Origin of the sequence: Rhizobium azibense, from assembly GCF_004342325.1 — a bacterium.
GTDB classification, from domain to species: domain Bacteria; phylum Pseudomonadota; class Alphaproteobacteria; order Rhizobiales; family Rhizobiaceae; genus Rhizobium; species Rhizobium etli_B.
Map to the genome: position 1 here is coordinate 308,391 of NZ_SMBJ01000001.1, position 24,126 is coordinate 332,516.

The 24,126-nt window shown below is 58.7% G+C and carries 24 protein-coding genes and 2 pseudogenes; 17 read left to right on the plus strand and 9 right to left on the minus strand.

Annotated features, from left to right (window positions below):
* Window positions 1-63: 63 nt before the first annotated feature.
* Window positions 64-561 (minus strand): YciE/YciF ferroxidase family protein, encoded by a 498-nt coding sequence (locus EV130_RS01475; RefSeq protein WP_132549599.1) that lies wholly within the window; start codon window positions 559-561, stop codon window positions 64-66.
* A gap of 225 nt (window positions 562-786) precedes the next feature.
* Here EV130_RS01475 and EV130_RS01480 point away from each other — a divergent pair, with 225 nt between their 5' ends.
* From EV130_RS01480 to EV130_RS01490, 3 genes are all read left to right on the plus strand, one after another.
* A complete protein-coding gene (locus EV130_RS01480; RefSeq protein WP_074063745.1) occupies window positions 787-1,017 on the plus strand; it encodes a DUF6894 family protein in 231 nt (76 codons plus the stop codon).
* A gap of 17 nt (window positions 1,018-1,034) precedes the next feature.
* Window positions 1,035-1,616 carry a cysteine hydrolase family protein gene (locus tag EV130_RS01485; protein WP_074065556.1) on the plus strand — a complete coding sequence of 194 codons (582 nt, stop codon included), beginning with the start codon at window positions 1,035-1,037 and terminating at the stop codon, window positions 1,614-1,616.
* Between the two features lie 290 nt (window positions 1,617-1,906).
* Window positions 1,907-2,137, plus strand: a complete 231-nt coding sequence (locus EV130_RS01490; RefSeq protein WP_074063746.1) for a hypothetical protein — start codon at window positions 1,907-1,909, stop codon at window positions 2,135-2,137.
* A 19-nt stretch (window positions 2,138-2,156) separates the two neighbouring features.
* Here the strand turns inward: EV130_RS01490 and EV130_RS01495 are convergent, their stop codons facing one another.
* On the minus strand, window positions 2,157-3,095 hold the full coding sequence (locus EV130_RS01495) for a hydrogen peroxide-inducible genes activator (RefSeq protein WP_074063747.1): 939 nt from the start codon (window positions 3,093-3,095) through the stop codon (window positions 2,157-2,159).
* A 233-nt stretch (window positions 3,096-3,328) separates the two neighbouring features.
* On the opposite strand from EV130_RS01495, the gene katG reads away from it, so the two are divergent.
* Window positions 3,329-5,530: a catalase/peroxidase HPI gene (gene katG, locus EV130_RS01500; protein ID WP_074063748.1), complete on the plus strand. Its 2,202-nt coding sequence runs from the start codon at window positions 3,329-3,331 to the stop codon at window positions 5,528-5,530.
* 136 nt (window positions 5,531-5,666) lie between these two features.
* Here the strand turns inward: katG and EV130_RS01505 are convergent, their stop codons facing one another.
* Window positions 5,667-6,065, minus strand: a complete 399-nt coding sequence (locus EV130_RS01505; protein ID WP_132659004.1) for an EF-hand domain-containing protein — start codon at window positions 6,063-6,065, stop codon at window positions 5,667-5,669.
* Between the two features lie 302 nt (window positions 6,066-6,367).
* On the opposite strand from EV130_RS01505, the gene EV130_RS01510 reads away from it, so the two are divergent.
* A complete protein-coding gene (locus EV130_RS01510) occupies window positions 6,368-7,915 on the plus strand; it encodes a PAS domain S-box protein (RefSeq protein WP_074063750.1) in 1,548 nt (515 codons plus the stop codon).
* Between the two features lie 256 nt (window positions 7,916-8,171).
* Here EV130_RS01510 and EV130_RS01515 read toward each other — a convergent pair whose 3' ends face one another.
* The gene (locus EV130_RS01515; RefSeq protein WP_245519993.1) at window positions 8,172-8,699 is read right to left on the minus strand and encodes a pyridoxamine 5'-phosphate oxidase family protein; all 528 of its coding nucleotides are present in this window, start codon (window positions 8,697-8,699) and stop codon (window positions 8,172-8,174) included.
* Window positions 8,700-8,976: 277 nt separating this feature from the next.
* Between EV130_RS01515 and EV130_RS01520 the strand changes: the two genes are divergently transcribed.
* The gene (locus tag EV130_RS01520) at window positions 8,977-9,438 is read left to right on the plus strand and encodes an NUDIX hydrolase (RefSeq protein ID WP_132659006.1); all 462 of its coding nucleotides are present in this window, start codon (window positions 8,977-8,979) and stop codon (window positions 9,436-9,438) included.
* Between the two features lie 199 nt (window positions 9,439-9,637).
* Here EV130_RS01520 and EV130_RS01525 read toward each other — a convergent pair whose 3' ends face one another.
* Window positions 9,638-10,741 (minus strand): saccharopine dehydrogenase family protein, encoded by a 1,104-nt coding sequence (locus EV130_RS01525; RefSeq protein WP_132659008.1) that lies wholly within the window; start codon window positions 10,739-10,741, stop codon window positions 9,638-9,640.
* 137 nt (window positions 10,742-10,878) lie between these two features.
* On the opposite strand from EV130_RS01525, the gene EV130_RS01530 reads away from it, so the two are divergent.
* From EV130_RS01530 to ftsH, 7 genes are all read left to right on the plus strand, one after another.
* Window positions 10,879-11,310, plus strand: coding sequence for an Lrp/AsnC family transcriptional regulator (locus tag EV130_RS01530; protein WP_132659010.1), 432 nt, complete (start codon window positions 10,879-10,881; stop codon window positions 11,308-11,310).
* Window positions 11,311-11,589: 279 nt separating this feature from the next.
* Window positions 11,590-12,714, plus strand: a complete 1,125-nt coding sequence (locus EV130_RS01535; protein WP_245519994.1) for a S1C family serine protease — start codon at window positions 11,590-11,592, stop codon at window positions 12,712-12,714.
* A 232-nt stretch (window positions 12,715-12,946) separates the two neighbouring features.
* Complete coding sequence (locus EV130_RS01540) at window positions 12,947-13,420, plus strand: Hsp20 family protein (RefSeq protein WP_074063754.1); 474 nt, start codon at window positions 12,947-12,949, stop codon at window positions 13,418-13,420.
* An 89-nt stretch (window positions 13,421-13,509) separates the two neighbouring features.
* Window positions 13,510-14,019, plus strand: coding sequence for an Hsp20/alpha crystallin family protein (locus tag EV130_RS01545; protein ID WP_132659012.1), 510 nt, complete (start codon window positions 13,510-13,512; stop codon window positions 14,017-14,019).
* A gap of 72 nt (window positions 14,020-14,091) precedes the next feature.
* Window positions 14,092-14,808 carry an NADH dehydrogenase ubiquinone Fe-S protein 4 gene (locus EV130_RS01550; RefSeq protein WP_245519995.1) on the plus strand — a complete coding sequence of 239 codons (717 nt, stop codon included), beginning with the start codon at window positions 14,092-14,094 and terminating at the stop codon, window positions 14,806-14,808.
* A 69-nt stretch (window positions 14,809-14,877) separates the two neighbouring features.
* Entirely contained in the window at window positions 14,878-15,210 is a 333-nt protein-coding gene (locus tag EV130_RS01555) for a DNA-directed RNA polymerase subunit omega (protein WP_245520015.1), read from the plus strand.
* 170 nt (window positions 15,211-15,380) lie between these two features.
* Window positions 15,381-17,207 (plus strand): ATP-dependent zinc metalloprotease FtsH, encoded by a 1,827-nt coding sequence (gene ftsH, locus EV130_RS01560; protein ID WP_207900843.1) that lies wholly within the window; start codon window positions 15,381-15,383, stop codon window positions 17,205-17,207.
* Window positions 17,208-17,288: 81 nt separating this feature from the next.
* Here ftsH and EV130_RS01565 read toward each other — a convergent pair.
* Window positions 17,289-17,499, minus strand: a pseudogene (locus EV130_RS01565) (transposase); the annotation flags it as partial.
* Between the two features lie 255 nt (window positions 17,500-17,754).
* Between EV130_RS01565 and EV130_RS33090 the strand changes: the two are divergent.
* The 4 genes from EV130_RS33090 (at window position 17,755) to EV130_RS01580 (ending at window position 20,901) form a co-directional block, all read left to right on the plus strand.
* Window positions 17,755-17,925, plus strand: a complete 171-nt coding sequence (locus tag EV130_RS33090) for a hypothetical protein (protein WP_245519996.1) — start codon at window positions 17,755-17,757, stop codon at window positions 17,923-17,925.
* Window positions 17,926-18,020: 95 nt separating this feature from the next.
* Window positions 18,021-18,116 carry an IS110 family transposase gene (locus EV130_RS33095; RefSeq protein ID WP_245519997.1) on the plus strand — a complete coding sequence of 32 codons (96 nt, stop codon included), beginning with the start codon at window positions 18,021-18,023 and terminating at the stop codon, window positions 18,114-18,116.
* Between the two features lie 183 nt (window positions 18,117-18,299).
* A complete protein-coding gene (locus EV130_RS01575) occupies window positions 18,300-19,760 on the plus strand; it encodes a DUF1254 domain-containing protein (RefSeq protein ID WP_132659018.1) in 1,461 nt (486 codons plus the stop codon).
* A gap of 298 nt (window positions 19,761-20,058) precedes the next feature.
* Entirely contained in the window at window positions 20,059-20,901 is an 843-nt protein-coding gene (locus EV130_RS01580) for an SDR family NAD(P)-dependent oxidoreductase (protein ID WP_132659020.1), read from the plus strand.
* Between the two features lie 79 nt (window positions 20,902-20,980).
* Here the strand turns inward: EV130_RS01580 and EV130_RS01585 are convergent.
* The 3 genes and pseudogenes from EV130_RS01585 to EV130_RS01600 all read right to left on the minus strand — a co-directional run.
* Window positions 20,981-21,250 (minus strand): annotated as a pseudogene (locus tag EV130_RS01585) (ATP-dependent DNA ligase); the annotation flags it as partial.
* Window positions 21,251-21,662: 412 nt separating this feature from the next.
* Window positions 21,663-22,355, minus strand: a complete 693-nt coding sequence (locus EV130_RS01595; RefSeq protein ID WP_074063755.1) for a Crp/Fnr family transcriptional regulator — start codon at window positions 22,353-22,355, stop codon at window positions 21,663-21,665.
* An 894-nt stretch (window positions 22,356-23,249) separates the two neighbouring features.
* Window positions 23,250-23,954 (minus strand): LssY C-terminal domain-containing protein, encoded by a 705-nt coding sequence (locus tag EV130_RS01600; protein ID WP_074063756.1) that lies wholly within the window; start codon window positions 23,952-23,954, stop codon window positions 23,250-23,252.
* Between the last annotated feature and the right edge of the window lie 172 nt (window positions 23,955-24,126).

Genomic DNA, 24,126 nt, shown 5'->3' on the forward strand with positions numbered 1-24,126 from the left:
CGACGCGGGCCATGCTGGAAGGCCGCGAACATGGCGGCCCTCCAAGCAATCAGAAATAATGACTCATGCAGCCTTCGTTGCCTTCACATTTGCCGAGGTTTGCGCAAGCTGGGTGAGCTTCTTGTCGGTTGCTTCCTCTTCGGCGAGACTTGCCTGAAGTAGAGGGACCGCGTCCTTCAGACCCAGCTGCTTGGCCCAGGCGATCAGCGTGCCGTAGCGGGCGATCTCGTAGTGTTCGACGGCCTGCGCCGCAGAGATCAATCCTGCGTCCAGTGCGGGTGAGCCCTTGAATTCTTCCATGATCTCTTCGCCTTCGGCTATGATGCCCTGGATCGCCTCGCAGGTCTTGCCGCGAGCGGGCTTGCCGGCGATCTCGAACACTTGCACGAGCCGCTCGATCTGGCCTTCGGTTTCGTCACGGTGTTTCAGGAAACCCGCCTTGCCTTCCTCCGATTGCGCCGCGCGCGCCATCTTCGGCAAGGCTTTGAGGATTTGCTTTTCGGCGTAGTAGATGTCCTTCAGCGTTTCGACGAACAGGTCGTTTAGCGTCTTTGCAGCCATTCTGCTCTCCTATGGTTGGTAGCTAAGTGACGAACCTGAACGCGACGCAGCGCGGGTTGTTCCGATCAATGGCGACAAGCCCGTTGCCACCGGCATGCCCAACTCCAAAACCTCCGCCAGACGACGAAAAGCCGGTTTTCTTCGCAATGAATGTCCAAGTGCATCACGTTTCACACGGAACCAGTGCTCCCGGAGAGTGTTTCCCTGACAACGAGGAGAGCTCAGATGAAATATTTTTACAGGGTCGTCGGCGCGAAAGGGGAATTGGCAGAGACGAGCTGCGAGTTCGACGGAGTGCAGGCTGCAAAGGCCGAAGCCCGCCACGCACTTACCGAGACTGCCGCCGGCGGATTGCCCGAAACCCCCGTCCACATGTTGTCGGTCGAGCTGTTCGACGAAAACCGCCTGCCAATCACTGAGCTTCGATTGATCCTTGAGGAAATCAGCAAGGAGTGACGCCGCTGAGCGAGCATATGCACAGTCTTGGCGAATGGCGTCACTTGTGCGTGGACATGCAGAGCCTGTTCTTCGAAGCGACGCCATGGCACGTCGAATGGATGAAACGCACCTTGCCGCTGGTCGAGGAGGTCGCAGGCACTCATGCCGAGCGGACGGTCTTTACCCGATTTATTCCACCCGAAAACGCAGCCGACATGCCAGGCACCTGGCAACGCTATTATGAGAAATGGTGGATGATGACGCGCAAGCAGCTGCCGGCGGGTCTGATAGAACTTGTCCCTTCGCTTGCCCGCCTTGTGCCGCCTGCTCGGGTCTTCGACAAGGCCACTTACTCACCCTGGATCTGTGGCCGGCTCCATGCGACGCTTGCCGAAGAGGGTGTGTCGACCCTCGTCATCAGCGGTGGCGAGACGGACGTCTGCGTATTGGCTGCGGTTCTGGGTGCAATCGATCTCGGCTACCGGGTCATTTTATTGACGGACGCTGTCTGCAGCGGTGCAGATGAATCGCATGAGGCATCATTGGAACTGCTGGGGGAGCGATTTTCAGTGCAGCTTGAGCTGACGGAAACCGATCGATTTCTGCAGTGCATCTAGTCGAGGCTCCTCGCGCCCGGGCCGTCCCCTGGGCCGTCCATGGAACACGCAAAGGCTGACGTCGATGCCATGGCTTCTCGCCAGAGGGTTTCGTCGTTCTTTCGCAAATCAGTTTCGGGACAATGCATTGTTATGCTGGCGCACCTTCCTCGACGGTGAAAGCTTAGGGTAGACCCGGCTCTTTCGCCTGGTCGGTCGTTCCGGCGCCGTCAGTTTTCTTCCCGCCCTTGGGTCGTTTCGCGAAGTTGTGCGTTAACCATCCTGGAAACTGAGCCTGCCAGGAGAGAATCATGACCAAGACCTTTGAGCTGTCCAACTTGTCCGATGAGGAACTCACCTCCCTCATCGATGAGGCAACAACCCTGCGAGACACCAGACGTGCCAGCCGTCAAGGTGAGCGTGAAGAAGGTTCGGATGGGTCGATCGGGCAGGATGTGAGGGCCCCGGGTCATGGCGTTATCCCCACGCCCACGCCGCGGGAAGTCAAGGATGAAGGTCAGGCGCATGGCGTACCCAAATAATGGCGCCGGGAGCAGCCAGTTATTGGGCGCCACCCACGTCCACGATGCTCGAATTGTATTGCTTGCGCATCGCATCGGCTGACTGTCGAACGATTTCAGAAACCTTCAGGAACTGTTGGGCCAGAGGACTGGTCTTGCGCCAGATCATGCCAATCGTTCGCGAGGGTTGAACGCTCTCAAAGTGAGCGACAGAGACTGACGCCGAGCGCGTCTCTACTCCCACTGCCATTTCGGGGATCAAAGTGACGCCAATGCCGGCGCTGACCATTTGGACCAGCGTCGACAAGGAGCTGCCGTCCAGAAGCTCTCGCGGAAGCGCAGAATGCAAGTTGCAGAATGACAAAGCCTGGTCACGAAAACAGTGTCCCTCTTCCAGTAAAAGCAGCCTCATTTCACGCAGGGCCTCGCGGTTTGGGACAGGCTTGCCTTCATCCTCGCTTGGACGGACCAGAACGAAATTCTCCGAAAACAACGCAACCTCGGTCAATGAAGGTTCAGATACCGGCAACGCGACAATTGCAGTGTCGAGCCTGCCTTCCGCCAATTCATGAACCAGTTTGGAGGTCAACGTCTCGCGCACATGGATCTCAAGCCCGTCATTTATGCGGGTGAGGTTGCCGATGATTGCAGGCAGCAGGTAGGGCGCGACCGTCGGGATCACACCTATGCGCAGCCGCCCCACCAGCTGGTCCTGCGACGCGCGTGCAAGGTCTGCCAGTTCATCGACAGAACGCAGGATGTCGCGCACGCGAAGGCCAAAGGCCTCCCCGAAGTTGGTCAGCCGGACTTGACGCGCGCCTCTTTCGAAGAGCTCCGTGCCCAGCGTTTCTTCCAGTTCCTTGATCTGCATGGACAAGGCGGGCTGGGAAATCGAACAGACATCTGCCGCACGTCCGAAATGGCCCTGGCGGGCCAGCGCCTCGAAATAGCGCAGCTGCTTGAGTGTCAAATTGGTCATAATCTTACCTTATCGCTGCGATCAGAAAATCCAACTTAAATTAATGAAGCAGCTTGGATATAGTGCCCCAAGCAGAGAGGAGATGCAGCCACTGTCCAACCCGGTTTGTGATCGACGGCGGTCTGCAGCGTGTTGATGTCCACTATCCGCAACGCCTGATGCCGTAAGCTCTTTTCCTGCATGCCTTCTTCCGCTGGGTCACCCAGTACAAGTAATCGCAAGGGATAAAAAACATGGATTCAAAAGTCGAGACCGCGGGCAAGTGTCCGGTTGCCCACACACATACGGCCCATGGCGGACGGTCGAACCGGGACTGGTGGCCGAACCAGTTGAATCTCAAGATTCTTCACCAGAATTCTTCGCTGTCCGACCCTATGGGCAAAGGCTTCAACTATGCCGAGGAGTTCAAGAAGCTCGATCTGGAAGCCCTGAAAAAGGATCTCTTCGCGCTGATGACCGATTCGCAGGACTGGTGGCCGGCGGACTTCGGTCACTACGGACCGCTTTTCATACGCATGGCATGGCACAGCGCGGGCACTTACCGTACCGGTGACGGGCGCGGTGGCGCAGGCGCCGGTCAGCAGCGTTTTGCACCGCTCAACAGCTGGCCGGACAATGTCAATCTCGACAAGGCGCGCCGGCTGCTCTGGCCGATCAAGCAGAAATACGGCAACAAGATCTCCTGGGCCGACCTGATGATCCTCACGGGCAACGTTGCGCTGGAATCGATGGGCTTCAAGACGTTTGGCTTTGCCGGCGGCCGCCCGGATGTATGGGAGCCCGAGGAGGACGTCTACTGGGGCGCCGAGGACACCTGGCTTGCCGACAAGCGCTACTCTGGCGAACGAGACCTCGAGAACCCTCTCGCCGCCGTGCAAATGGGACTCATCTACGTCAATCCGGAAGGACCAAACGGCAATCCCGATCCACTTGCCGCTGCCAGGGACATTCGCGAGACCTTCGCGCGCATGGCCATGAATGACGAGGAAACCGTTGCACTCATTGCAGGCGGACATACCTTCGGCAAGACACATGGCGCAGGCGATGCCTCACATGTCGGCGCAGAGCCCGAGGCGGCGGGTATCGAGGAGCAGGGCCTCGGCTGGACAAGCAGCTTTGGAACCGGCAAGGGCGGTGACACCATCGGCAGCGGCCTGGAAGTCATCTGGACCACGACACCGACGAAGTGGAGCAACAACTTCTTCTGGAACCTGTTCGGCTACGAATGGGAACTGACGAAAAGCCCGGCCGGTGCCCATCAGTGGACCCCGAAGCACGGTGCCGGTGCCGCCACCGTACCGGACGCGCACGACAAGTCCAAGCGTCACGCGCCGTCCATGCTGACGACGGACCTTGCCTTGCGCTTCGACCCTGCCTACGAAAAGATTTCGAGGCGCTTCTTCGAAAATCCGGATCAGTTCGCCGATGCATTTGCCCGTGCGTGGTTCAAGCTGACCCACCGCGACATGGGCCCACGGGCACGCTATCTCGGCCCGGAGGTTCCGGCAGAAGAGCTGATCTGGCAGGATCCCGTTCCCGCCGTTGATCACGTCCTGATCGATGCGCAGGATGTCGCCGATCTCAAGGACAAGATCCTCGCATCCGGACTGCCCATCTCCCAGCTGGTCTCGACCGCCTGGGCTTCGGCATCGACCTTCCGCGGCTCCGACAAGCGCGGCGGCGCGAATGGCGCGCGCATCCGTCTTGCGCCTCAAAAGGACTGGGAGGTCAATCAGCCGGTCCAGCTGGCAACGGTGCTCGAGACACTTGAAGGTATCCAGAAGGCGTTCAACGACGCCCAGCCTGGCGGCAAGAAGGTATCGCTTGCAGATCTCATCGTGCTCGGGGGCGCAGCGGCAGTCGAGAAGGCGGCGGCCAACGGCGGGCATCACATTGAGGTTCCCTTTGCGCCCGGCCGCACCGACGCGACGCAGGAGCAGACCGATGTGGCCTCTTTTGCCGTTCTCGAACCGATCGCCGATGGGTTCCGCAACTACCAGAAGGGCGAGTATTCCATTTCGCCCGAGGAGTTGCTGATCGACAAGGCGCAACTGTTGACGCTGACGGCGCCGGAAATGACGGTCCTCGTTGGCGGACTGCGGGTGTTGAACGCCAATGCGGGACAGTCCCAGAATGGCGTCTTCACGAAGCGCCCTGAAGCGCTCACCAACGACTTCTTCATCAACCTGCTCGACATGGGCACGGTTTGGAAGGCGGCGCCAGGATCGAAGTATGCGTTCGAGGGACGCGACCGCAACACGGATGAGCTGAAATGGACCGCTACCCGCATCGATCTCGTCTTCGGCTCGAACTCCCAGCTTAGGGCGCTTGCCGAAGTTTACGGTCAGAGCGACGCGCAGGAAAAGTTCGTGCGCGACTTCGTGGCGGCCTGGACCAAGGTGATGAACGCCGATCGCTTCGATCTCGTCGCCTGACGTGATACGCTGCCGGGCGCGGCTGAAGTCAGCCCGCGCCCGGCACTCAACATGCAGTTGCCTCCATGCAAATCTGCGCGCCCTCGCACCGACACGGACCGGGACCTGACGCGCACTTTACGGTCGCAGCCGACCGTTATGCCCGCATGAACGCCTGCATCTCCTCAGGCGTGACCTTGCCGTCCTTGTTTGCATCGACCTTGTCGAAGATCCGCTTGTGGATCGCGCTTACCTCCTCGAAGGAAAGTGCGCCATCTCCATCGGCGTCAGCGATGGCGAACATGATCTTCATCATATGGCCACGCATTGGAACCATCGGCATTCCACCCATCATGCCGGACGGCATCATGTCCCGGCCCATCATCCCGCCAGGCATCGTCCCTGGTCCTGTCGGCTGGATCGTCTCGTCCTGAGACGTCCCGTTGGCCGCTTCGGGTTGGTGCGGATCTTGCGTCTGTGCGGAAGCGATGCCACCTTCGATGGCAGCAAAAGCGGTCAGCAGGGCGACCATGGTCGACAATTTGAACAGTGACATCGGATGTCTCCTCCGTTGAAGTTGCCCCCAACCAGTGGAGGCTGGTTCGAGAAATACGGCAGAGACCGGGGTCACGCATTGCGTTGCGTCAAATATCCGGCTGCGTCGTCTCCTGCCCCCCGCCAAGACATTGCAACCTGCCCGGCTACGCTCAGGGGTGAGCAATGGCCAAAGCTGCTGGTCCTCCTCATCATCGGAAAATCCTCCACATCCCGGCTTTGTCGTGAAGCTGTTAATTATTGTGTCGATCAACTGGGGAAGTTAAGCTCGGCTGCATTTTTGGAAATTCAGATAGGACCCGAATGGCAGACGATCTTGAACCGTCACTGGCTGGGCAGGCATCGAAGCTTCGGGCAATTTTGCAGTCAGCGCTTGACGCAATTATCACGATTGACAGCCGTGGCGTCATAACCACCGTCAACCCTGCAGCCGAAAAGCTGTTCGGCTATGAGCAGTCCGCCTTCCTCGGCCGAAATGTCAACTTTCTGATGCCGGAGCCTTATCATCGGGAGCACGATGGGTATATCAACAACTATCTCGCGACCGGACGCCGTAAAATCATCGGGATAGGCCGCGAAGTGACCGGACGTCGCCGCGACGGCAGCACGTTTCCAATGCATCTGGCTGTCAGTGAATTCCAAATCGACGGTGAACGCCATTTTACCGGTATCATTCACGACCTGTCGGCACACAAGGCCACCGAGCGAGCCTTGCGCCAAGCCCAGAAGATGGAGGCCATGGGGCAGCTGACCGGCGGCATCGCCCACGACTTCAACAATCTCTTGACGGTGATCGTCGGCAATCTGGAGATGCTCGAGGCGCGACTGACGACGACAGGCCAGCGCGAACTGGCACAGGAGGCTCTGGACGCCGCCGAACTGGGGGCGCGCCTGACATCTCGACTTCTGGCATTTGCCCGACGCAGTCATCTCGAACCGGAGGTCGTCAATCTCAACAACTTTGTTCTGGGCCTCTCGGAAATGCTGCATCGCACGCTTGGCGAGACAATCTCGCTCAGCACGAGTCTTGCCGCCGACCTATGGCCCGCAAGAGTGGACCCATCGCAAGTGGAAAGCGCCATCGTCAATCTCGCAGTCAATGCAAGAGATGCCATGCCCAATGGCGGACGGCTGGTGGTCGAGACTCAAAATACTCGTATCGACGAGCACTTCGCGCTTCACCTTGAGGGTCTCGAACCTGGTGATTATGTCCGGCTGTCTGTCTCCGATACAGGCATCGGCATGCCTCGAACCGTGCAGGAACGAGCCTTCGAGCCGTTTTTTACGACCAAGGAAACCGGCCGCGGCACCGGTCTTGGTCTCTCGATGATCTACGGTTTTGCCAAGCAATCGGGTGGCCACGCCAGCATCTATAGTGAGGAAGGCAAGGGAACGACGGTCAATATCTATCTGCGGAGGCACGTGACGGCGGACGCGGCAGTTGAAGCAAATCCTCCCGATGCGGCTGCCGTGTCTGGCAATGGCGAATGCATTCTTGCCGTTGAGGACGATGACCGCGTTCGCCGCCTCACGGTTGCCCGTCTGAAGCAGCTCGGCTACCGCGTGCTCGAAGCGCAGAACGGGGCGGAAGCGCTTGCAATACTGGCATCCGATCCCGACATCGACCTGTTGTTTACGGATCTGGTGATGCCCGGCTCGATAGGCGGCTACCAACTTTGTCAGGAAGCAAAAAAACTCTATCCCGGACTGAAGGCATTGCTCACTTCAGGCTACGCAGAAGAACTGGTCCAGTCCGATCGGCTGGGCGGAGAGAACTTGAAGGTACTGCGCAAGCCCTACCGCCAGACAGAGCTTGCCAAGGCAATTGGCGACGCATTGAAAGGCCAATGATGCGAAACTTAACTTAAGTGCCTCAACCTGTCATGCTGCTAACCGCTCGTGAGCACCCCTGCGCTTTTGGCATGCGTCTTGTCGGGCGTTCTGCTGCGTGCTTGATTTGCCGCGCGATCGCCATTCTCTGAGATCGTGCCGAACGGGCGACTGGGCTTGCAGGCGGTGACGGCGAAATACGATCATGGTGCCATGCGCGCGGTGGAATTGAGCCAGTCCCATCCGAAGGCCTGGGAAAGTCGAGATGTCACTGCTGCTACAGCGGCCGGGCGGACCGGCCGGTGAGCGTATGAATGTCGATCGCATAGTAGATCGGGCTGATTTCAGCTTCCGAGCGCATCTCCTCCGGTTTCAGGGCGCCGATTTCCCACCAGTCGTTATGCTTTTGCAGAAGTGACCATGCATGCATTCGCTTAGCGCGCCAGGGCTCGATGTCGGGCAGCTCCTGGAACTTCCCCGTGGCGATGACGCAGGTCCAACCCTTGTCCGCGCCCTGTTCCTCAGCTTCAACGCAAACGTTTGGATTGTCCCGCATCCATTCGATCTTTCTGCCCGCCAACGAGAAGCTGTAAATGGTATTCGCGTCGTAGGCGAAATAGATCGGGACAATGTAGGGACTGGCCTCCCTGCAGCATCCGAGCCGACCGAAATGTGCCCGCTGCAGCAGCTCAACGCATTGCTTGTTGCTCATTTCATGAATTTCAAACACGCAAACACCTCCCTGTGATCTAAAATAGCGTTCCGCGCCCGGATTGGTAGCAAGCATAGCTGCAAGGAGGGTCATCCGGCTCGATGTCGGTTATGTGCTCGCCTTTGCAACCCTCTGCATCCTTCGGAAATTTGATCGTCAGGACGCCATTGTCGGCATGCGGTGTTCCGAGCGATATTTTCTTACTCCTCTGCAGGCAGCTGCAATGGTTGCCTGGTGACAGGAGCATAGGACGATGGCGGAGTGAAACTATGATATTCGTCAAACTGCAACGGTGGTGTTTCAACCTCCGCGCAGTCGGATCCTGTAGAGCAGGGGATACTCGCTCCTGCCTCCCAAGGAAGCTCTTGTCATGCCGAAACGTAGCGCAGGCCTTTTGATATTCCGGCAGACTGCCGGATATCTGGAAGTGTTTCTGGTCCATCCGGGTGGGCCGTTCTGGGCGCGGAAGGACGATGGCGCCTGGTCGATCCCGAAGGGCCTCATGGAGCAAGGTGAGGATCCGCTGGAGGCGGCGAAACGGGAAGTGTTCGAGGAGGTGGGGTCCAAAATCGAGGGCAACTTCACCTGGCTCGGCGAATACCGGCAGCCCGGAGGCAAAACCGTGCTGGTATGGTCAATAGAAGCCGATGTCGACGCCGACGCAGTTGTCAGCAACACATTCCAGATCGAATGGCCTCCGAGGTCAGGGAAAATGAGAGCCTTTCCGGAGGTCGATCGGGCTGGATGGTTCCGCCTCGACGAAGCCCAACAAAAGATCCTGAAAGGTCAGCAACAGGTGCTTTTCGATTTTGTAAAGCGCCTGAAACCCTAGCCCTGTGGTCTCTCACGAGCCAGCAGAAACATGGTGTCCTTGCGCCCGACCATCTGGCGAAATCGCAAGCCATCCCAATTCGCACGCCTTTCGCCATCCGTGGGGCGAAGCGAACGGCCGGCGTCGATTTTCCTTCTCGTCTTCGCCGCCGGACGCAGCCTTTAATTGGCACAGCTCATCACTGCATCCTGTGCCACGCTCAGACAGCTTCCTTCACCTTGATTGCGTCACGATTGTAGACCCGCCCGAAACGGTTGTTCAGGAAAGCCGCAAGATCGATTTCCTCCTGGCGGACGAAGCCGTTGCCGGGCAACTTGTCATGCGACAGAAGGTCGAGAACGGTGGCAATGCCGGCTGCGGTGGTGATCTGGATGGCACTCATCTTCTTGTCCCCAACAGTCCCAGCATAGACCTTGTTGGCATAAGTCTCCTGCATGTAGCGGCCTTCGCGCCAGCCGCAGACAGTGACGAAAATAACCACGACGTCTTGCATCGTGGCCGGAAGCGCGTTCTCAAACAGATCCTTCAGTACATCACGCCGGTTCTTCAGATTGAGGTCATTGAGCAATGCCTTGATGATCGCCTGATGGCCGGGATATCGAATCGTGCGGTAGTTCATCGTGCGCACCTTGCCTTCCAGCGTCTTGGCAAGGGTTCCCAAACCTCCCGAGGTGTTGAAGGCTTCATAGGTTACGCCGTCGAGCGAAAACTCTTCCCGCTCCTCAAGAGCCGGCACGCTCACCAATTTTCCTTCGACGATCGCCTCGCAAGGCTCGATATATTCATTGATCAGCCCATCCGTACTCCAAGTCAGATTGTAGTTCAGCGCGTTGGACGGATATTGCGGAAGCGCGCCAACCCGCATGCGAACACTGTCCAGACTGTCGAAGCGCTTTGCCAAATCGTTGGCGACGATCGAGATGGAGCCGGGCGCCAATCCGCATTGTGGGATGAAAGCCGTCCGCGCGCCTTTGGCCAACGCCTCCACCTTTTTGGTGGTTGCCACGTCCTCCGTCAGGTCGAGATAATGCACGCCGGCTTCGAGGGCAGCCTCAGCCACCAATCCCGTAAGATCAAAGGGTGCAGCGGAAAGAACGGCAAATTTTCCCGTCAGAACAGTGACAAGACTTTCGCGGTCCGAAACGTCGAGGACGACCGTGCAAATCCCGAGGCGACGATCGATCTTTGAAAACTGCGTTTCGCTACGGTCAGCGACCAAAACAGAATAGTCACCTGTTGCCGCAAGCATTGCGGCGACCGCGCCACCTATCTTGCCTGCTCCGATGATCACGATTTCCTTCATAGACGCCCCCAGGTCGTTTGCCTCGATGAACGCAGTGGATGTCAAAGCAAGGTCGAATTATAGCTATGAAATGCGCGTTTCGCTGTATAATGTTACGCAAAATGACGACGCGGATAAGCAATATACAGGTGGGGACGATGCAGATTACCGGTAAGGATCGCGACCTGCTGGCTTTGCTGGCGGAAAATGCCCGCCTGCCGGTGGCGACGCTTGCCAAGCGGCTGTCGCTATCTCGGACGACGGTCCAAGCACGGCTCGAGCGACTGGAACGGCAAGGTGTGATTGCCGGCTATGGCTTGCGCCTGTCGGAGCGCTATACGGTCGGCCTGGTCCGGGCGCATGTCCTGATCACCATCGCTCCTAAAGCGCTTTCGCAGGTCGCCTCGTCTCTCGATAAGATCCAGGAGGTGACGACGCTTCATTCAGTAAGCGGTTCTTTCGACCTGATCGCTATCATTACAGCGCCGTCGATCGCCGAACTCGATCAGTTGATCGACCAGATCGGGACAATTGACGGCGTTGAACGCACCCTCTCCTCCATAATACTCTCGACCCGCATTCAACGATGAAATGCCGAAGCGTCCCTTCACTCGACCTCTTCGTAAAAAGCCGACCGGCTCCAGGTCATTCGCACCTCTTCTCGGCCACATGCATCGCAGCCGCAGGCATCTTCTGGATTTGATCAATGCGGTCGTTAGCCCTAGGTGAGCAATCGGCACCGTCCATGGACGAACCGCCGCCGAATTTTGCAAGGACTGGCCGGTCGATAAACTTTCGCTGTGCCCACGGAACCCTTCATGCTCCTGCTGCTTGGAGAGGGAACTTCGATGTGATCAAGGGTGACCTCTATGCGTGACTATTTAAGATCGACTCCCGCCCTTTTGATCGCACTCGTGGTCGGTTTTCTGGCCGCCATGGCCGTCCAGTACGGCGGACGATTGACCGAAAAGGTTTTCGGCGTCGACATCGAGCCGCGGCCGGTTCTCGCGCGCGGCTCGCTGGGCGAAGAAGAACAAGCGACCATCTCCCTCTTTGAGTCGCGCAAGAGTTCAGTGGTCTTCATCACAACCCTGCAGGAGCAAACGAATCCCTGGACCGGCCATCCGATGCAGGTCCGAAGCGGCACCGGATCTGGCTTCGTCTGGGACGAGAAAGGCCATATCGTGACGAACAATCACGTCGTTGCCGGCGCGGGCGGCGCGCTCGTCAATGTTGCCGATGGGCGATCGTTTCAGGCCAGACTGGTTGGCACTGATCCAGAGCACGACTTGGCGGTGCTTCGCATCGAGACACTGATTGGCCGTCCGCCTGCGCTTGCCCTGGGCACCAGCCACGACCTGAAGGTAGGGCAGAAAGTCTTTGCCATCGGCAATCCGTTCGGTCTGGACTGGACGCTGACCACAGGCATTGTCTCCGCCCTGAACCGACAGCTGCCAACCGAGGACGGGGCTACGATCACCGGTCTCATCCAGACGGATGCAGCGATCAACCCGGGAAATTCGGGCGGACCGCTGTTGGACTCGGCGGGCCGGCTGATCGGAGTCAACACAGCTATCTTCTCACCGTCCGGCGCCTCGGCCGGCATTGGTTTCGCCGTGCCGGTGGACGCCGTCAATCGCGTCGTGCCGCAGCTCATCTCGAAAGGCCGATACACCCCGCCGACGATCGGCGTCATCGTCGACGAGGAGGTCAACAAGGCTCTATCACAAACCTTCGGTATCGAAGGCGTGTTTGTTCTGGACGTGGAACGCGACTCGCCTGCCGAACAGGCGGGAATTCGTCCTGCCCGGTTGAGCCGGAGCCAAGGCTTCATCGCCGGCGATATCATTATATCGCTTAACACGGTGCGCGTCCGCACGCCGGCCGAGTATGTCGCGCTTCTCGATGAAGTCGCACCCGGAGGAGCCGTCACGCTCGGGTTGCGGCGAGGCTCATCCGAGACGCAGGTGACGATTTCCGCCTCCGACAACTAGGAGAGCCCGGCTGGCAAGCAGCCAGTCCAAACCGGATTGACCCCTTATCGAATTGTGGTCTTGTTGGCGGCGACGAAATTCGTGGCTGCGGATTTGCCACCTCTTGAAACCGCAAATAACTGAATTAAATCAGGAATGTCGGTCGCCCGGTCGGGGGCCGACATAAGTCCAGGAGACGCCTGTCGCTCTTGGCGTCTCCTTGTATCCATGTTGCTTCAAGGAGGATATGGCTATGAGGACAAACCTCGATTTCTCACCCCTGTTCCGGTCGAGCATCGGCTTCGACCGAATGTTGAATGCGCTCGAGGCAGCACGCCGCATCGAGACCATGGACAACTGGCCGCCCTACGACATCGTCAAGACCGGTGAGGATGACTACCGCATTGTCATGGCGGTGGCCGGCCTCTCGCAGGACGAACTGACGATCACGCAGGAGCAGAACATGCTCTTCATCGCCGGTCAGAAGTCGGACGGCGAAGATGAGCAATACCTGCATCGCGGAATAGCCGGAAGCTTCCAGCGTCGCTTTGAGCTTGCCGACCATGTCAAGGTCACCGGAGCAAGTCTGACTGATGGTCTGTTGACGGTGGATTTGAAACGGGAGGTTCCCGAAGAGATGAAGCCGCGGCGCATCGAGATTGCGGGAGACATGGCTCTTCCCAAGACCGAAACGAAGCAGATCGAAGCCGAGAAGGCTGCCGCCTGATCCGCACCCGCAGCAATGCCGCAAGAGGCGCCGGGCCAGTGTGCCCGGCGCGACGATGGAACTTTGCCAGAGAACGAAAGGAGAGAACGATGAGTGTCCGTGATCTGATCCCCTGGGCCCGCAATAGCAGTGAGCAGGCTCCCGCCCATTTCCGCGACAGCGACCGAGATCCCTTCCTGTCGCTGCACCGCGAGGTCAACCGGCTGTTCGACGACGTCTTCCGCGGTTTCGGATCCGGTTTGTCCTCCTTCAGCAGGGCGCCCGCGTTCGGCGGTGGATGGCCGAGCGTCGAGATTTCCGACGATGAAAGGCAAATCAAGGTGACGGCCGAAATCCCTGGCCTGGAAGAGAAGGACATTGAACTGCTGCTCAATGATGGTGTGCTCACCCTTCGTGGCGAGAAGCATTCGGAGACGGAGGACAAGAACCGCAGGTTCTCCGAGCGCTATTACGGCCGCTTCGAGCGCCGCATCCCGCTCGATGTCGAGGTGGAGGAAGACACCGTCGATGCACGCTTCAAAAACGGCGTACTGACCGTCAGCTTGCCCAAGAGCGAGAAGTCGAAGTCGCAAATCAAGCGTATTGCCATCAAGAGCTGATCACAGCCGAGCGGCGGCGGCCCAGTCCCGCCGCCCGCCTTGATCCTTCTCCAGCAAGGGAGGAATATGAAAGTGGAGACCGTCAGGCAGATACAGGGTTACAGGAAAGATCCGACTTCACAGCCTAGGCCGTTGAATGACAACAACATCCGCCCGTTATCGATGGGGAGGTCGATCTTCCCGGACGAGGCCGTTGCCCGCATCTACAGTCCATCCCGCTCAGTCACAACATCGGGCAAAGCGCGAAAGAAGTGCTGGCGCCTTGCTTTCGAACGCCGCGCCGCACCGTTCATCGAGCCGCTGATGGGCTATACAGGTAGTCGCGATACGCTGACGCAAGTCGAACTGGAGTTTCGCGACCTCGCATCCGCCATTCGCTACGCGAACCGCCACGGCCTGGCCTATGTCGTGCGGCGGACGGCCGACCGTTACGGGCGGTCCGAAGCGGGCTCCCAACAGCCGGGCAGAGCGTCACACGCCTTCGCGGATGCTACCTTGGAGCGGCTCGGACTCGCCCGACTGCAGGAGTGTTATGGGCTCGCGCTCGACGGTGCAGTCGGCCGCGACGACCCATCGGGTCCCGAAAGCTGGTCTTCGCCGATGGATGTCGTTCTGGATCCTAAGCTGACGCTCGCCGCCAAGCGTTCCATCCTGATGAATTGGGCCTGGAGCGAATATCTCATCGACCAGGCGACCAACGAAGGGATGCCGGAGAACAGGCCATCACGCCTCGACGAGGTCGAGCACGCGCTCCTTGTGCTCGAGCAGATTAGCCGCTCTGTCGCGTGAGGTGCTACCATTGACCCGTATATCGTCTTCGACTGTGAGATAGGTCTTCCGAACAGGTTCGGGCTGGCACTGGCAGCTGCCGCACGCGTCCGCGCGCTTGCACGCGGAAGCGGGTCCAGGATCGACGTTGCAGATCTCGATGCGATCGATCTTGCACTTCGCGAGATCGCAGCGGGTGCATTTAAAAGCAGCGAACTCGCATCGTTCATAACTGGATCCGGAGAGGCAAGCCGGCTTGCCGCCTCCGGACCTGCAATCGAGCTTCGTGATGGCAGTGCGTCCGGACGCTGCCGTCACACCCATCTCCCATCTGCGGGAGAGGGTTCACTGGCGACGCGACCGATGCCGCGCAATGGGCAAAAGCCGTACCGCGATGCCGATCCCGATCAGAATTCTGCATGACCGCCGCTTCCATAACTGCTGGCGTCGGGAACTATTTGCTGAGTAACCACTTGGGTCTCGACTGCGGCTGACCTGCAACGGCAATTGTCGCCAAGCTGCCTAAGCCAGTCCCACAGCCGATAGTTGACAAGGATGGCTCATCTTGTCGTCCGGCCACCGGCGGAGTGACTATGGAAATGAACAGAAATACGCGCTTCAACATCTGGTATTGGGTGGTCGCATTCCTTGTTTTGCTCGCATTCCAGTATTTTTTCACAACGGCAACGCAAGTCGCGCGGATACCTTACAGCCAGTTCGAAACGGACCTGAAGAACGGCAAGATTGCAGAAGTCGCAGTCTCCGACAATTTCATCCAGGGCCGCTATAAGCAGGCGCAGGATAAGCGCCCGTTCTTCGTGACGACGCGCGTCGAACCCGATCTCGCCGAGCGGCTGCAGCGACACGGCGTCGTTGTCACAGGTCAGGTCGAGAGTACTTTCCTGCGCGATCTTCTCTCCTGGCTGCTTCCAGTGGCGCTCTTTGCCGGCGTGTGGGTCTACATCTTGAAGCGCATGGGCAGCGGTGTCGGCGGCGGCCTCATGCAGGTCGGCAAAAGCAAGGCCAAGATCTATGTGCAGTCCGATACGGGAGTGACGTTCAAGGACGTGGCGGGCGTCGACGAGGCAAAGGAAGAGCTCAAGGAGATCGTGGACTTCCTCAAGGACCCGGCCGGCTATGGCAGATTGGGCGGCCGCATGCCGAAAGGTGTGCTCCTTGTCGGTCCACCGGGCACCGGCAAGACGTTGCTTGCCAAAGCTGTGGCGGGAGAGGCCGGTGCGCCGTTCTTCTCGATCTCGGGTTCGGAATTCGTCGAGATGTTCGTCGGCGTCGGCGCAGCGCGGGTTCGCGACCTCTTCGAACAGGCGCGTGCGAAGGCGCCGGCGATCATCTTCATCGACGAGCTGGATGCGCTGGGACGCGCCCGTGGCATCGGTCCGATGGCTGGCGGTCATGACGAGAAGGAACAAACCCTCAATCAGCTTCTGGTCGAGCTTGACGGCTTCGATTCTTCGACCGGCCTTGTGCTGCTCGCAGCAACCAATCGCCCTGAAATCCTTGATCCGGCCCTCCTTCGGGCTGGGCGTTTCGATCGTCAGGTACTTGTGGACCGCCCTGACAAGCATGGCCGCATTCAGATCCTCACTGTGCATCTGAAGCGGGCGAAATTGGCGCCGGAAGTCAATGTCGAACAGATTGCGGCCCTCACGCCGGGCTTTACCGGCGCCGATCTCGCCAACCTTGTAAACGAGGCAACGCTGCTGGCTACCCGCCGGAAGGCCGAGGCAGTCACCATGGCAGATTTCACTGCTGCCATCGAACGCATTGTGGCCGGCCTGGAGAAGCGCAATCGATTGCTCAACCCTCGGGAGCGGGAGATCGTGGCTCACCACGAGATGGGTCACGCCTTGGTGGCTATGGCATTGCCGGGCGTCGATCCCGTCCACAAGGTTTCGATCATCCCCCGCGGCATCGGCGCCCTCGGTTATACGATCCAGCGCCCGACCGAGGATCGCTTTTTGATGACCCGCGAGGAGCTCGAGAACAAGATGGCGGTCCTGCTCGGCGGCCGTGCCGCGGAATCGATCATCTATGGGCATCTCTCGACGGGTGCTGCCGATGATCTGGCCAAAGTCACCGATATTGCCCGTGCCATGGTCACCCGCTATGGCATGACAGACGCGCTGGGCCACGTCGCGCTGGAGAAGGACCGGCGTTCATTCCTGGCTACAGATCAGCCCTATTACGGCCCGAACGAGCCCGAATACTCCGATAAGACGGCGGCTTTGGTCGATGAGCAGGTGCGCCGGATCATTGATGAGACTTTCCAACGAACACTCGCCATCCTGACAGAACGCAGGGCCATGTTGGAGCATTCCGCCCGGCTCTTGCTTGAAAAGGAAACGCTCGATGAAGGTGATCTGAGATCACTTCTTGGCCAAGCCGTAGCAGCAGAATAGCTCGCGGATCGAGATCGTGCCTCGGGAGGTGGTGTAGGTCGCGGCTGAAGGCCGTGCTTTCCGATTAGAGCCGGAGGGATATCAGCGGGCCACAGCGGGCAGACTGATTTGCGGATCATCGCTCATTTGCGCCATGGTCTCAAGTGTCAGATACCGGGCGCGTTGGACGGCCCATTCGTCATTCTGTTCGAGCAGCAGTGCGCCGACGAGACGGACGATGGCTTCGTCGTTCGGAAAGATGCCGACGCACCTAGGTGCGTCGCTTGATTTCGCCGTTGAGACGCTCGATTGGTTCGTAACCGGTATGAGGATAGCGGAGCCTCTCTTTCGGCCGCTGGCATTTGCTTCGAGCTGGTGGCGAATGCTGCGAGCATCCGGGACAGAGGCTCCGGCACGAAGGTGCGGGCAGGCCGATTTGTTCGATGAGCTTCGAGCTCGCGTTAGTCGCTGGCCGCCTCTGCGACTCGCCCGGTTGCGCTGCGCGCGCGGATCCGTAGGCGTCGTGTCGCCCGCCGCTCGAGTTATCGTGATCGAGGAGGAGGCGCGAATGCGACGTGTGATCGGTATCGACATCCACCGAACCTTCGGGGAGGTGGTGATCTGGGAAAGAGGCGTGCTTCGGCGCGCAGGGCGGGTCGACATGACCCGGACGGCTCTCGAATGCTTTGGGAAGACGCTTGACCCCACGGACGAAGTGGTTGTCGAGGCGACGGGCTGAACCTCCGCGGACTCGACCGGCTGGCCGAGGACCAGGCGGCGCTGGACCGTGAGATCGCGCTCAGCGTGATGGACGACGTCGCCGTACGACGGTTGATGACGATTACGGGTGTCAACCTGACGGTATCCGTCGGCATCATTGCGGCGATCGGCGACGTCGCCCGCTTCAAGAGCCCACAGGCAGGAGGGTAGGGCGGAGAGCTACCACCTGATGATGATAGCTCTGAACCCAACCAGCTCACGGATATTGGCTTGCTACCGACAGGTTTGGTGCGACGTCGCGAGTAGGGCCGACTGTCCACGAACACTCCGATCGTGTATGCTGGTCCCGCACTACAACTAAAAATTTTATCAGCGACAATCAGGGAGCAGGTCATGAAGCGCATGATTTTATCGACCTTTGCTGGCGTCGGCCTTATGGCTCTAACCTCAGTTCTTACGGCGCAGGCGCAAACCACACTCACGCCAGAGGAGGCACATGCCATTGGCGTTGATGCCTATGTCTATTTTTATCCATTGGCATCGATGGAAATATCGCGCCAGACGTTCACGAATATCGCCCCGGGCAAGGAACTGGGCAAGGGTCCTATGAACACCTTTACCAACGTGCCCGAATACCCGCCCGCTGACTTCAAGGGTGTGGTGCGGTCGAACTTTGATACTCTGTATTCGAGCGGATGGCTCGACCTGACGAAAGGGCCACTCGTGCTCTCGGTGCCCGATACCGATGGCCGCTACTATCTGTTGCCGATGCTGGATATGTGGACCGACGTGTTTGCGTCGCCGGGCTGGCGAACCACGGGCACCAAGGCGGGTCACTTTTTGATCACTCCGCCTGGCTGGCGTTCCGATCTGCGCGACAAGTTTGTCGACGAGTTCAAACTGCCCGAAGGGACGCAGCGCATCGACGCCCCAACCCCTTACGTCTGGGTGATCGGCCGCACTAAGACCGATGGACCGCCCGACTATGACGCGGTGCATAAGATCCAGGCAGGCTACAAGATCACCCCGCTGAGCGAATGGGGTAGAGAACCCAAGCCTGTCGAAGTTAAGATTGATGCAAGCGTGGATATGAAGACGCCGCCCAAGACCCAGGTCGACACCATGCCAGCCGACAAATATTTTGCGCTGGCAGCTGACTTGATGAAGGTCAATCCGCCGCACATCACGGATGAGCCGATGCTGGCACGGCTGAAGAAAATCGGCATCGAAGTCGGCAAGAGCTTCGACATGAGCAAGGTCGATCCGATCATTGCCAAGGCGCTAGAGAGCGTCCCTACCGATGCCCAGAAGCTGATGGCTTGGAAGCTGGCCACTCTGGCGCGCGTCGCCAATGGCTGGTCCATGAACACCGATACAATGGGTGTCTACGGAAACTACTACCTCAAGCGAGCGATCGTCGCACAACAGGGCCTTGGAGCGAACTTAGTAGAGGACGCGATCTACCCCCTCAATCTCGCTGATAGCGAGGGCAAACCGCTCGATGGCACTTCCAAATACACCTTGAGGTTCGACAAGAGCAGCTTGCCTCCGGTGAATGCGTTCTGGTCGATCACGCTCTACGACGAGGCCGGCTTCCAAGTCGGCAACGTTCTGGAACGCTTTGCCGTCAGTTCATGGATGCCATTTGTCTACAATGGCGACGGTTCGCTTGATCTCTATTTCCAAAATGAGAGCCCGGGCAAGGATAAGGAGGCGAACTGGCTGCCCGCGCCCAAGGGTACGTTCAACCTGACGATGCGGCTCTATGCGCCGAAGTCGGACGCACTCACTGGCAGGTGGAATCCCCCCGCGGTGACCAAAGTCCAGGCGCTTCCGGGTGTCGTGGGACAGTAAGGTGAAGGCTGGCGGCGTCTGACCGAGATGTCGCCAGCCGCTTATCAACGATACATGACCACCGCTGGGAAAGAACATTCCGCTTTGGGTCGCAATTGCGACCTTCGCTGCGGCCAGCCCAAATGTCAGGAGTTGGCGCATCTGTGCCATGGCGGCAGTCGGCCCTAATCGGGCAGACTACGCGATATTGTATTTGACTGCTCCCTGGGGTTTCATGCGGCAAGCATCCGTTTTCTGCCTGCAGCAAAATTCCGATGTCCCCTGTCTGCAACAGCCATCGTATGGGAGGCTAGCCAGTATGAAAGATGTCATCGCGTTGGTGACGGGCGCAAGCCGCGGTGTCGGCCGCGGGATTGCGCTGTCGCTGCTCGCCGAGGCAGCCACGGTCCACGTTACCGGCAGGACCCGTTCCGAGGCGGAAGCAAGCCTGGGAAGTAAACGCGCGGGATCGCTGGAGGGGCTTGCGCTTGAGGCTGCGGCACTACCCGGACGACTAGTCGTTCATCATTGCGACCACAGCAACGACGCCGAAACCGAGCGCGTGGCTGAAGAGATCAGGGCCGCCAACAGGCTGGACATTCTGGTGAACAATGCATGGCCCGGCTATGAAAACATGATCGAGGATGGCGATTTTACCTGGCCGCGCCCTTTCTGGGAGCAGCCCGTCTGGCGGTGGGACGCAATGATCGGCACCGCGCTGAGGGCGGCTTTCATGATGTCGCGCGCAGTGGCGCCGACGATGATCTCGACGCAGCGCGGTCTGATCGTCAATATTTCATTCTGGGCAGCTCAATTCTACGACGGCAACGCGATCTACGGCATGGCCAAAGCCGCCGCCGACAAGATGGCCGCGGACTTCGCACATGAACTGCGTCCACATAAAGTCGCCGCCGTCGCACTCTATCCCGGGCTGGTACGCACCGAAGCCGTCATGCAGAACGCCGAATATTTCGACTTGTCCAATTCCGAGTCCCCGAGGTTCATCGGCCATGTCATCGCCGGACTTTGGCGGGACCCTGCGCTGATGTCGAAATCCGGGCGTGTCCTGGTCGCGGCAGAGCTGGGTCGGGAGTATGACATTGCCGACGTCGACGGCTACAGACCTGTTCCCCTCAGCGCGGCGGATTTTGTGAAAAGCTGAATTTCTGTCGGTCTTTTCAACGCCCCGGTTAGTCGGCTGATCCATAACGAGCGGAATTGGGAAAGGGTCGCGGCCACGTCTCTTCAGAGAGCCGGATGACATCGTCCCTGCTCTCGATCAACCCTTCCAGGAGATGCCGCCGCGCGGTGAATTCCAGCTTCCTCAGATCGCGACCCTCGAAATAGAGAAGGTCGAAGGCCATGAAGATCGCTTCGTCTGAGGTCCGCTTGCCGCCGCGGCCGCCGAGCGATTGCTGCAGCAGGCCGAAATCCGACCGGCCCTTCTCGTCGAGCACGACCGCCTCACCGTCAAGGATCGCGGTTGCGACGCCGAGTTTCTTGGCGATGGCGATGCGGCATGCTCTTATCGCCGACATCGAGAAGCGACTGAAATGCACGTCATGCGGTGCCAAGAGCGGAAAGCTGCTGTTCGGTAGTTATGTGAGGGGTTGATGAGCATCGAAGGCCATACGGGGGGCTAGGCGCCAATATCCACGAGAATCATCTGTGCGACCATGAGGACGCCAACGGCATCCGCTGCACGGAATGGCTTCGAGGAGAGCAAGGCAATCACGCTATGGTATTGCCGGGAGCATCAGCCGCTGAACTATCGCGGACTGCCCCGCATGGAGGGATGACACGATGATCGCTGAGTTGGTTGTCTGCGCTACTATGGTCGCGGTCGACGCTGACACGGTCAAGTGCCTGCCGAGCGGTCAGAATATTCATTTGCTGGGGACGGTGTTCCGTTCGTACGAATTCCTAGCGCATTGATCCAATGAGGCGCGTGAATTCCCGTTCGGCAATCCCATAGGCGTCACCGGCGAACGCCTGTAACGCCTCGCGGTTGCGTATGGTCACCTGACCTCTCTCGGCCACAATAAAGCGGTGTCCCTCAAGAACGTGGAGCGCCGTCGTTACACTTGGGCGTCTCACATTGAGCAATCCTGCCAAGAAATCGTGCGTAACGGAGAGCCTATCACCGGCTGTACGGTCGTGAACCATCAATAGCGATCGCGCCAGTCGTTCGTCGACATGGTGAGTAGCGTTCGTAAGGGCGGTATAGGCCGTTTGGACGAACAGCGTTTGTGCGTAGCGGCTCAAGAGCTTTCGCATGGTGCGGCTTGAGACAAGGGCCGCGAACAGGTGCTCATTCCTGATTTTGTGACCATTCCCTTCCACTTGCATGAATACTTTGAAGGGTGCTCGATCGTCTTCAAACAGACTGTTTGGAGGCGACATTCCCTCCCGCCCGAAGATGCCCACTTCGACTGTTTCTCCTGATGGCGAGACAGCCATGATCGAGCCAATGCCAGATTCCGGAAAGTAGCTGAACTCCTGAGGCTGATCAGGCTCGGAAAGCACTGCCAGTCGCGGAAGAGCGACGGGCTCCAGATATTTTAGCAGGCGCTCGCGGTCGCTGTCTTCGAGAAGGTTGAGAATCCTATTAAACATTTCTTCCCCCGTGCGAACCCTCTCACAAGGTAATCCTTTCCCCTAAACTACCGGGATGAAACCTGTCACGTTTCGGCTCGGTTGACTAGAGAACGAGGTTTTCATCTACCGCAACATCAGCGAAACTCGTTCGTTTAAGTGTTTGGGATCGCCTGGCGTGGCTCCTACTAAGCCCTTCCGCCCTTCGGAAGGCCGCGCGGTCCTCTGGATCAGATTGCCTCGCTGCGGCGGGACTTCTTTTTGACCAAATCGCTGGCGCACTGGAACATCATCGATACAATTCAGGTTAAGTGGATTGCGTGATCTGGCACGCCCTGCTAGACGCACGTCCAGCCAGCAATGCTGGCGACCTGGCCCTGCCCGTTACTTAGCAGCAGGGCCTTCAAGGGCCTTCTCGATCGGGGAAACGGCAGCCGAGGCAAATGCGAGCGGCTTTGACTAGCGCCCTAGGATAACGCCTGCGAGAGCGAATACTGGCGGTCAGGCCTGGTAGTCCCCTCGGCAACATAGTTGCCTGTCCTGGAGCGGGCAAAGCTGCGGTTTGGCAGCTATGTCACGGACTGATGATTGGCAACGCGCAATTTTGGCCGAGGCTATTTTCCACGTTACCCCGGCCAAGGAGCCTGACCCCTGCGCCGCGGTAATCAGCCGTCATTCGGCGCAAGGTGATGATAGGCTGCGCCGGCCGCCGATAATATTCGCAAATTGTCGTAGATTTTTGAAAATGCACCGCATTAGGCGACGGGAAACATTCAACCGCCTCGGATGTTCGGCGGAATGGATTGCGCTGCCAAGCTTTGGACATTCGACAAGGCCTCGGCCGCTATGCGCCGCGAAGCGGACGCCGCCCGAAGGCTGCTTTCGGCCCGACGCGGACATTGAATGTCCGGCCTGCTACCGGTTTCGAAGCACACCGATGAGGGCCTTTCCGTCGGTGAAATAGGGATCACCGCCTCCGTTGCGGCCGTCTTTTGTCGCTCCGATGCCATCGATCTCATAGCTCGACAAAAGTTGTCCGGCCTTGAGAAGATCGCTGATCATCAGGTTTCGCTCTGCGTCGACATCCGGGCCGATATGATGCGTGATTTGACCGGTATCGTGGCTGAAGCCGACACCTCGATCAAAACTTGCCGAGCCGAGCCAGTGCGGGCGATGATTTGGGCCGGTTTGTTCGGTCAGCCAGAAACGAACGTGGTTGCGTTCGTCGGCGCTTTTGCCGACGGGCTTTTCAAAGGCTAGATCCTGTTTTCTGCCCTCGAAAAACAGTGGGCTAACTGGCGCATCGAGATCAGGCCGATCAAGCACCACGCTCAATCCAATATCGATCGATGAGCGCAAGGTAATTTTATCGGCAGGATCCCAATGAGCAGCCGCGAACGCCCGGATGACGTCTTCCTTCGAACCAAGAAGACCGACATTGATGGGGTCGCCGGGAATCCCCTGCTCCGTGGTCGTGACCATGTTACCAACTTTAACCACCCGGTCAGCATCGTGAAAAATCCAAATCTCGGGGATGACGAAATAGGCAAGCAGCAAGTATGTGAACAGCACGGCAATCAAGGCACTCATCGCCATGCGGGTTTTCGTGAGATGACGCATCGGAATTCGCCCACCCCAAAAGATTGCCAAGGGGGATCATACGCCGAACACGCGGCCGAGACATCCAGAATTTGCTTCGGCAGCAACTGTCACCGACCGCTTCTGGCGGATATTGTTGAAAAAGTCCGAAATCAGGCTCCGGGAAGGAGCAAATCGTGAAGCCGGACGAGCC

Excerpts from the sequence above, each read along its gene's own strand:
- EV130_RS01475 (WP_132549599.1), bottom strand. The coding sequence starts at position 561 with ATGGCTGCAAAGACGCTAAACGACCTGTTCGTCGAAACGCTGAAGGAC.
- EV130_RS01480 (WP_074063745.1), top strand. The coding sequence starts at position 787 with ATGAAATATTTTTACAGGGTCGTCGGCGCGAAAGGGGAATTGGCAGAG.
- EV130_RS01485 (WP_074065556.1), top strand. The coding sequence starts at position 1,035 with ATGCACAGTCTTGGCGAATGGCGTCACTTGTGCGTGGACATGCAGAGC.
- EV130_RS01490 (WP_074063746.1), top strand. The coding sequence starts at position 1,907 with ATGACCAAGACCTTTGAGCTGTCCAACTTGTCCGATGAGGAACTCACC.
- EV130_RS01495 (WP_074063747.1), bottom strand. The coding sequence starts at position 3,095 with ATGACCAATTTGACACTCAAGCAGCTGCGCTATTTCGAGGCGCTGGCC.
- katG (WP_074063748.1), top strand. The coding sequence starts at position 3,329 with ATGGATTCAAAAGTCGAGACCGCGGGCAAGTGTCCGGTTGCCCACACA.
- EV130_RS01505 (WP_132659004.1), bottom strand. The coding sequence starts at position 6,065 with ATGTCACTGTTCAAATTGTCGACCATGGTCGCCCTGCTGACCGCTTTT.
- EV130_RS01510 (WP_074063750.1), top strand. The coding sequence starts at position 6,368 with ATGGCAGACGATCTTGAACCGTCACTGGCTGGGCAGGCATCGAAGCTT.
- EV130_RS01515 (WP_245519993.1), bottom strand. The coding sequence starts at position 8,699 with ATGACCCTCCTTGCAGCTATGCTTGCTACCAATCCGGGCGCGGAACGC.
- EV130_RS01520 (WP_132659006.1), top strand. The coding sequence starts at position 8,977 with ATGCCGAAACGTAGCGCAGGCCTTTTGATATTCCGGCAGACTGCCGGA.
- EV130_RS01525 (WP_132659008.1), bottom strand. The coding sequence starts at position 10,741 with ATGAAGGAAATCGTGATCATCGGAGCAGGCAAGATAGGTGGCGCGGTC.
- EV130_RS01530 (WP_132659010.1), top strand. The coding sequence starts at position 10,879 with ATGCAGATTACCGGTAAGGATCGCGACCTGCTGGCTTTGCTGGCGGAA.
- EV130_RS01535 (WP_245519994.1), top strand. The coding sequence starts at position 11,590 with ATGCGTGACTATTTAAGATCGACTCCCGCCCTTTTGATCGCACTCGTG.
- EV130_RS01540 (WP_074063754.1), top strand. The coding sequence starts at position 12,947 with ATGAGGACAAACCTCGATTTCTCACCCCTGTTCCGGTCGAGCATCGGC.
- EV130_RS01545 (WP_132659012.1), top strand. The coding sequence starts at position 13,510 with ATGAGTGTCCGTGATCTGATCCCCTGGGCCCGCAATAGCAGTGAGCAG.
- ftsH (WP_207900843.1), top strand. The coding sequence starts at position 15,381 with ATGGAAATGAACAGAAATACGCGCTTCAACATCTGGTATTGGGTGGTC.
- EV130_RS33090 (WP_245519996.1), top strand. The coding sequence starts at position 17,755 with ATGCGACGTGTGATCGGTATCGACATCCACCGAACCTTCGGGGAGGTG.
- EV130_RS33095 (WP_245519997.1), top strand. The coding sequence starts at position 18,021 with ATGACGATTACGGGTGTCAACCTGACGGTATCCGTCGGCATCATTGCG.
- EV130_RS01575 (WP_132659018.1), top strand. The coding sequence starts at position 18,300 with ATGAAGCGCATGATTTTATCGACCTTTGCTGGCGTCGGCCTTATGGCT.
- EV130_RS01580 (WP_132659020.1), top strand. The coding sequence starts at position 20,059 with ATGAAAGATGTCATCGCGTTGGTGACGGGCGCAAGCCGCGGTGTCGGC.
- EV130_RS01595 (WP_074063755.1), bottom strand. The coding sequence starts at position 22,355 with ATGTTTAATAGGATTCTCAACCTTCTCGAAGACAGCGACCGCGAGCGC.
- EV130_RS01600 (WP_074063756.1), bottom strand. The coding sequence starts at position 23,954 with ATGCGTCATCTCACGAAAACCCGCATGGCGATGAGTGCCTTGATTGCC.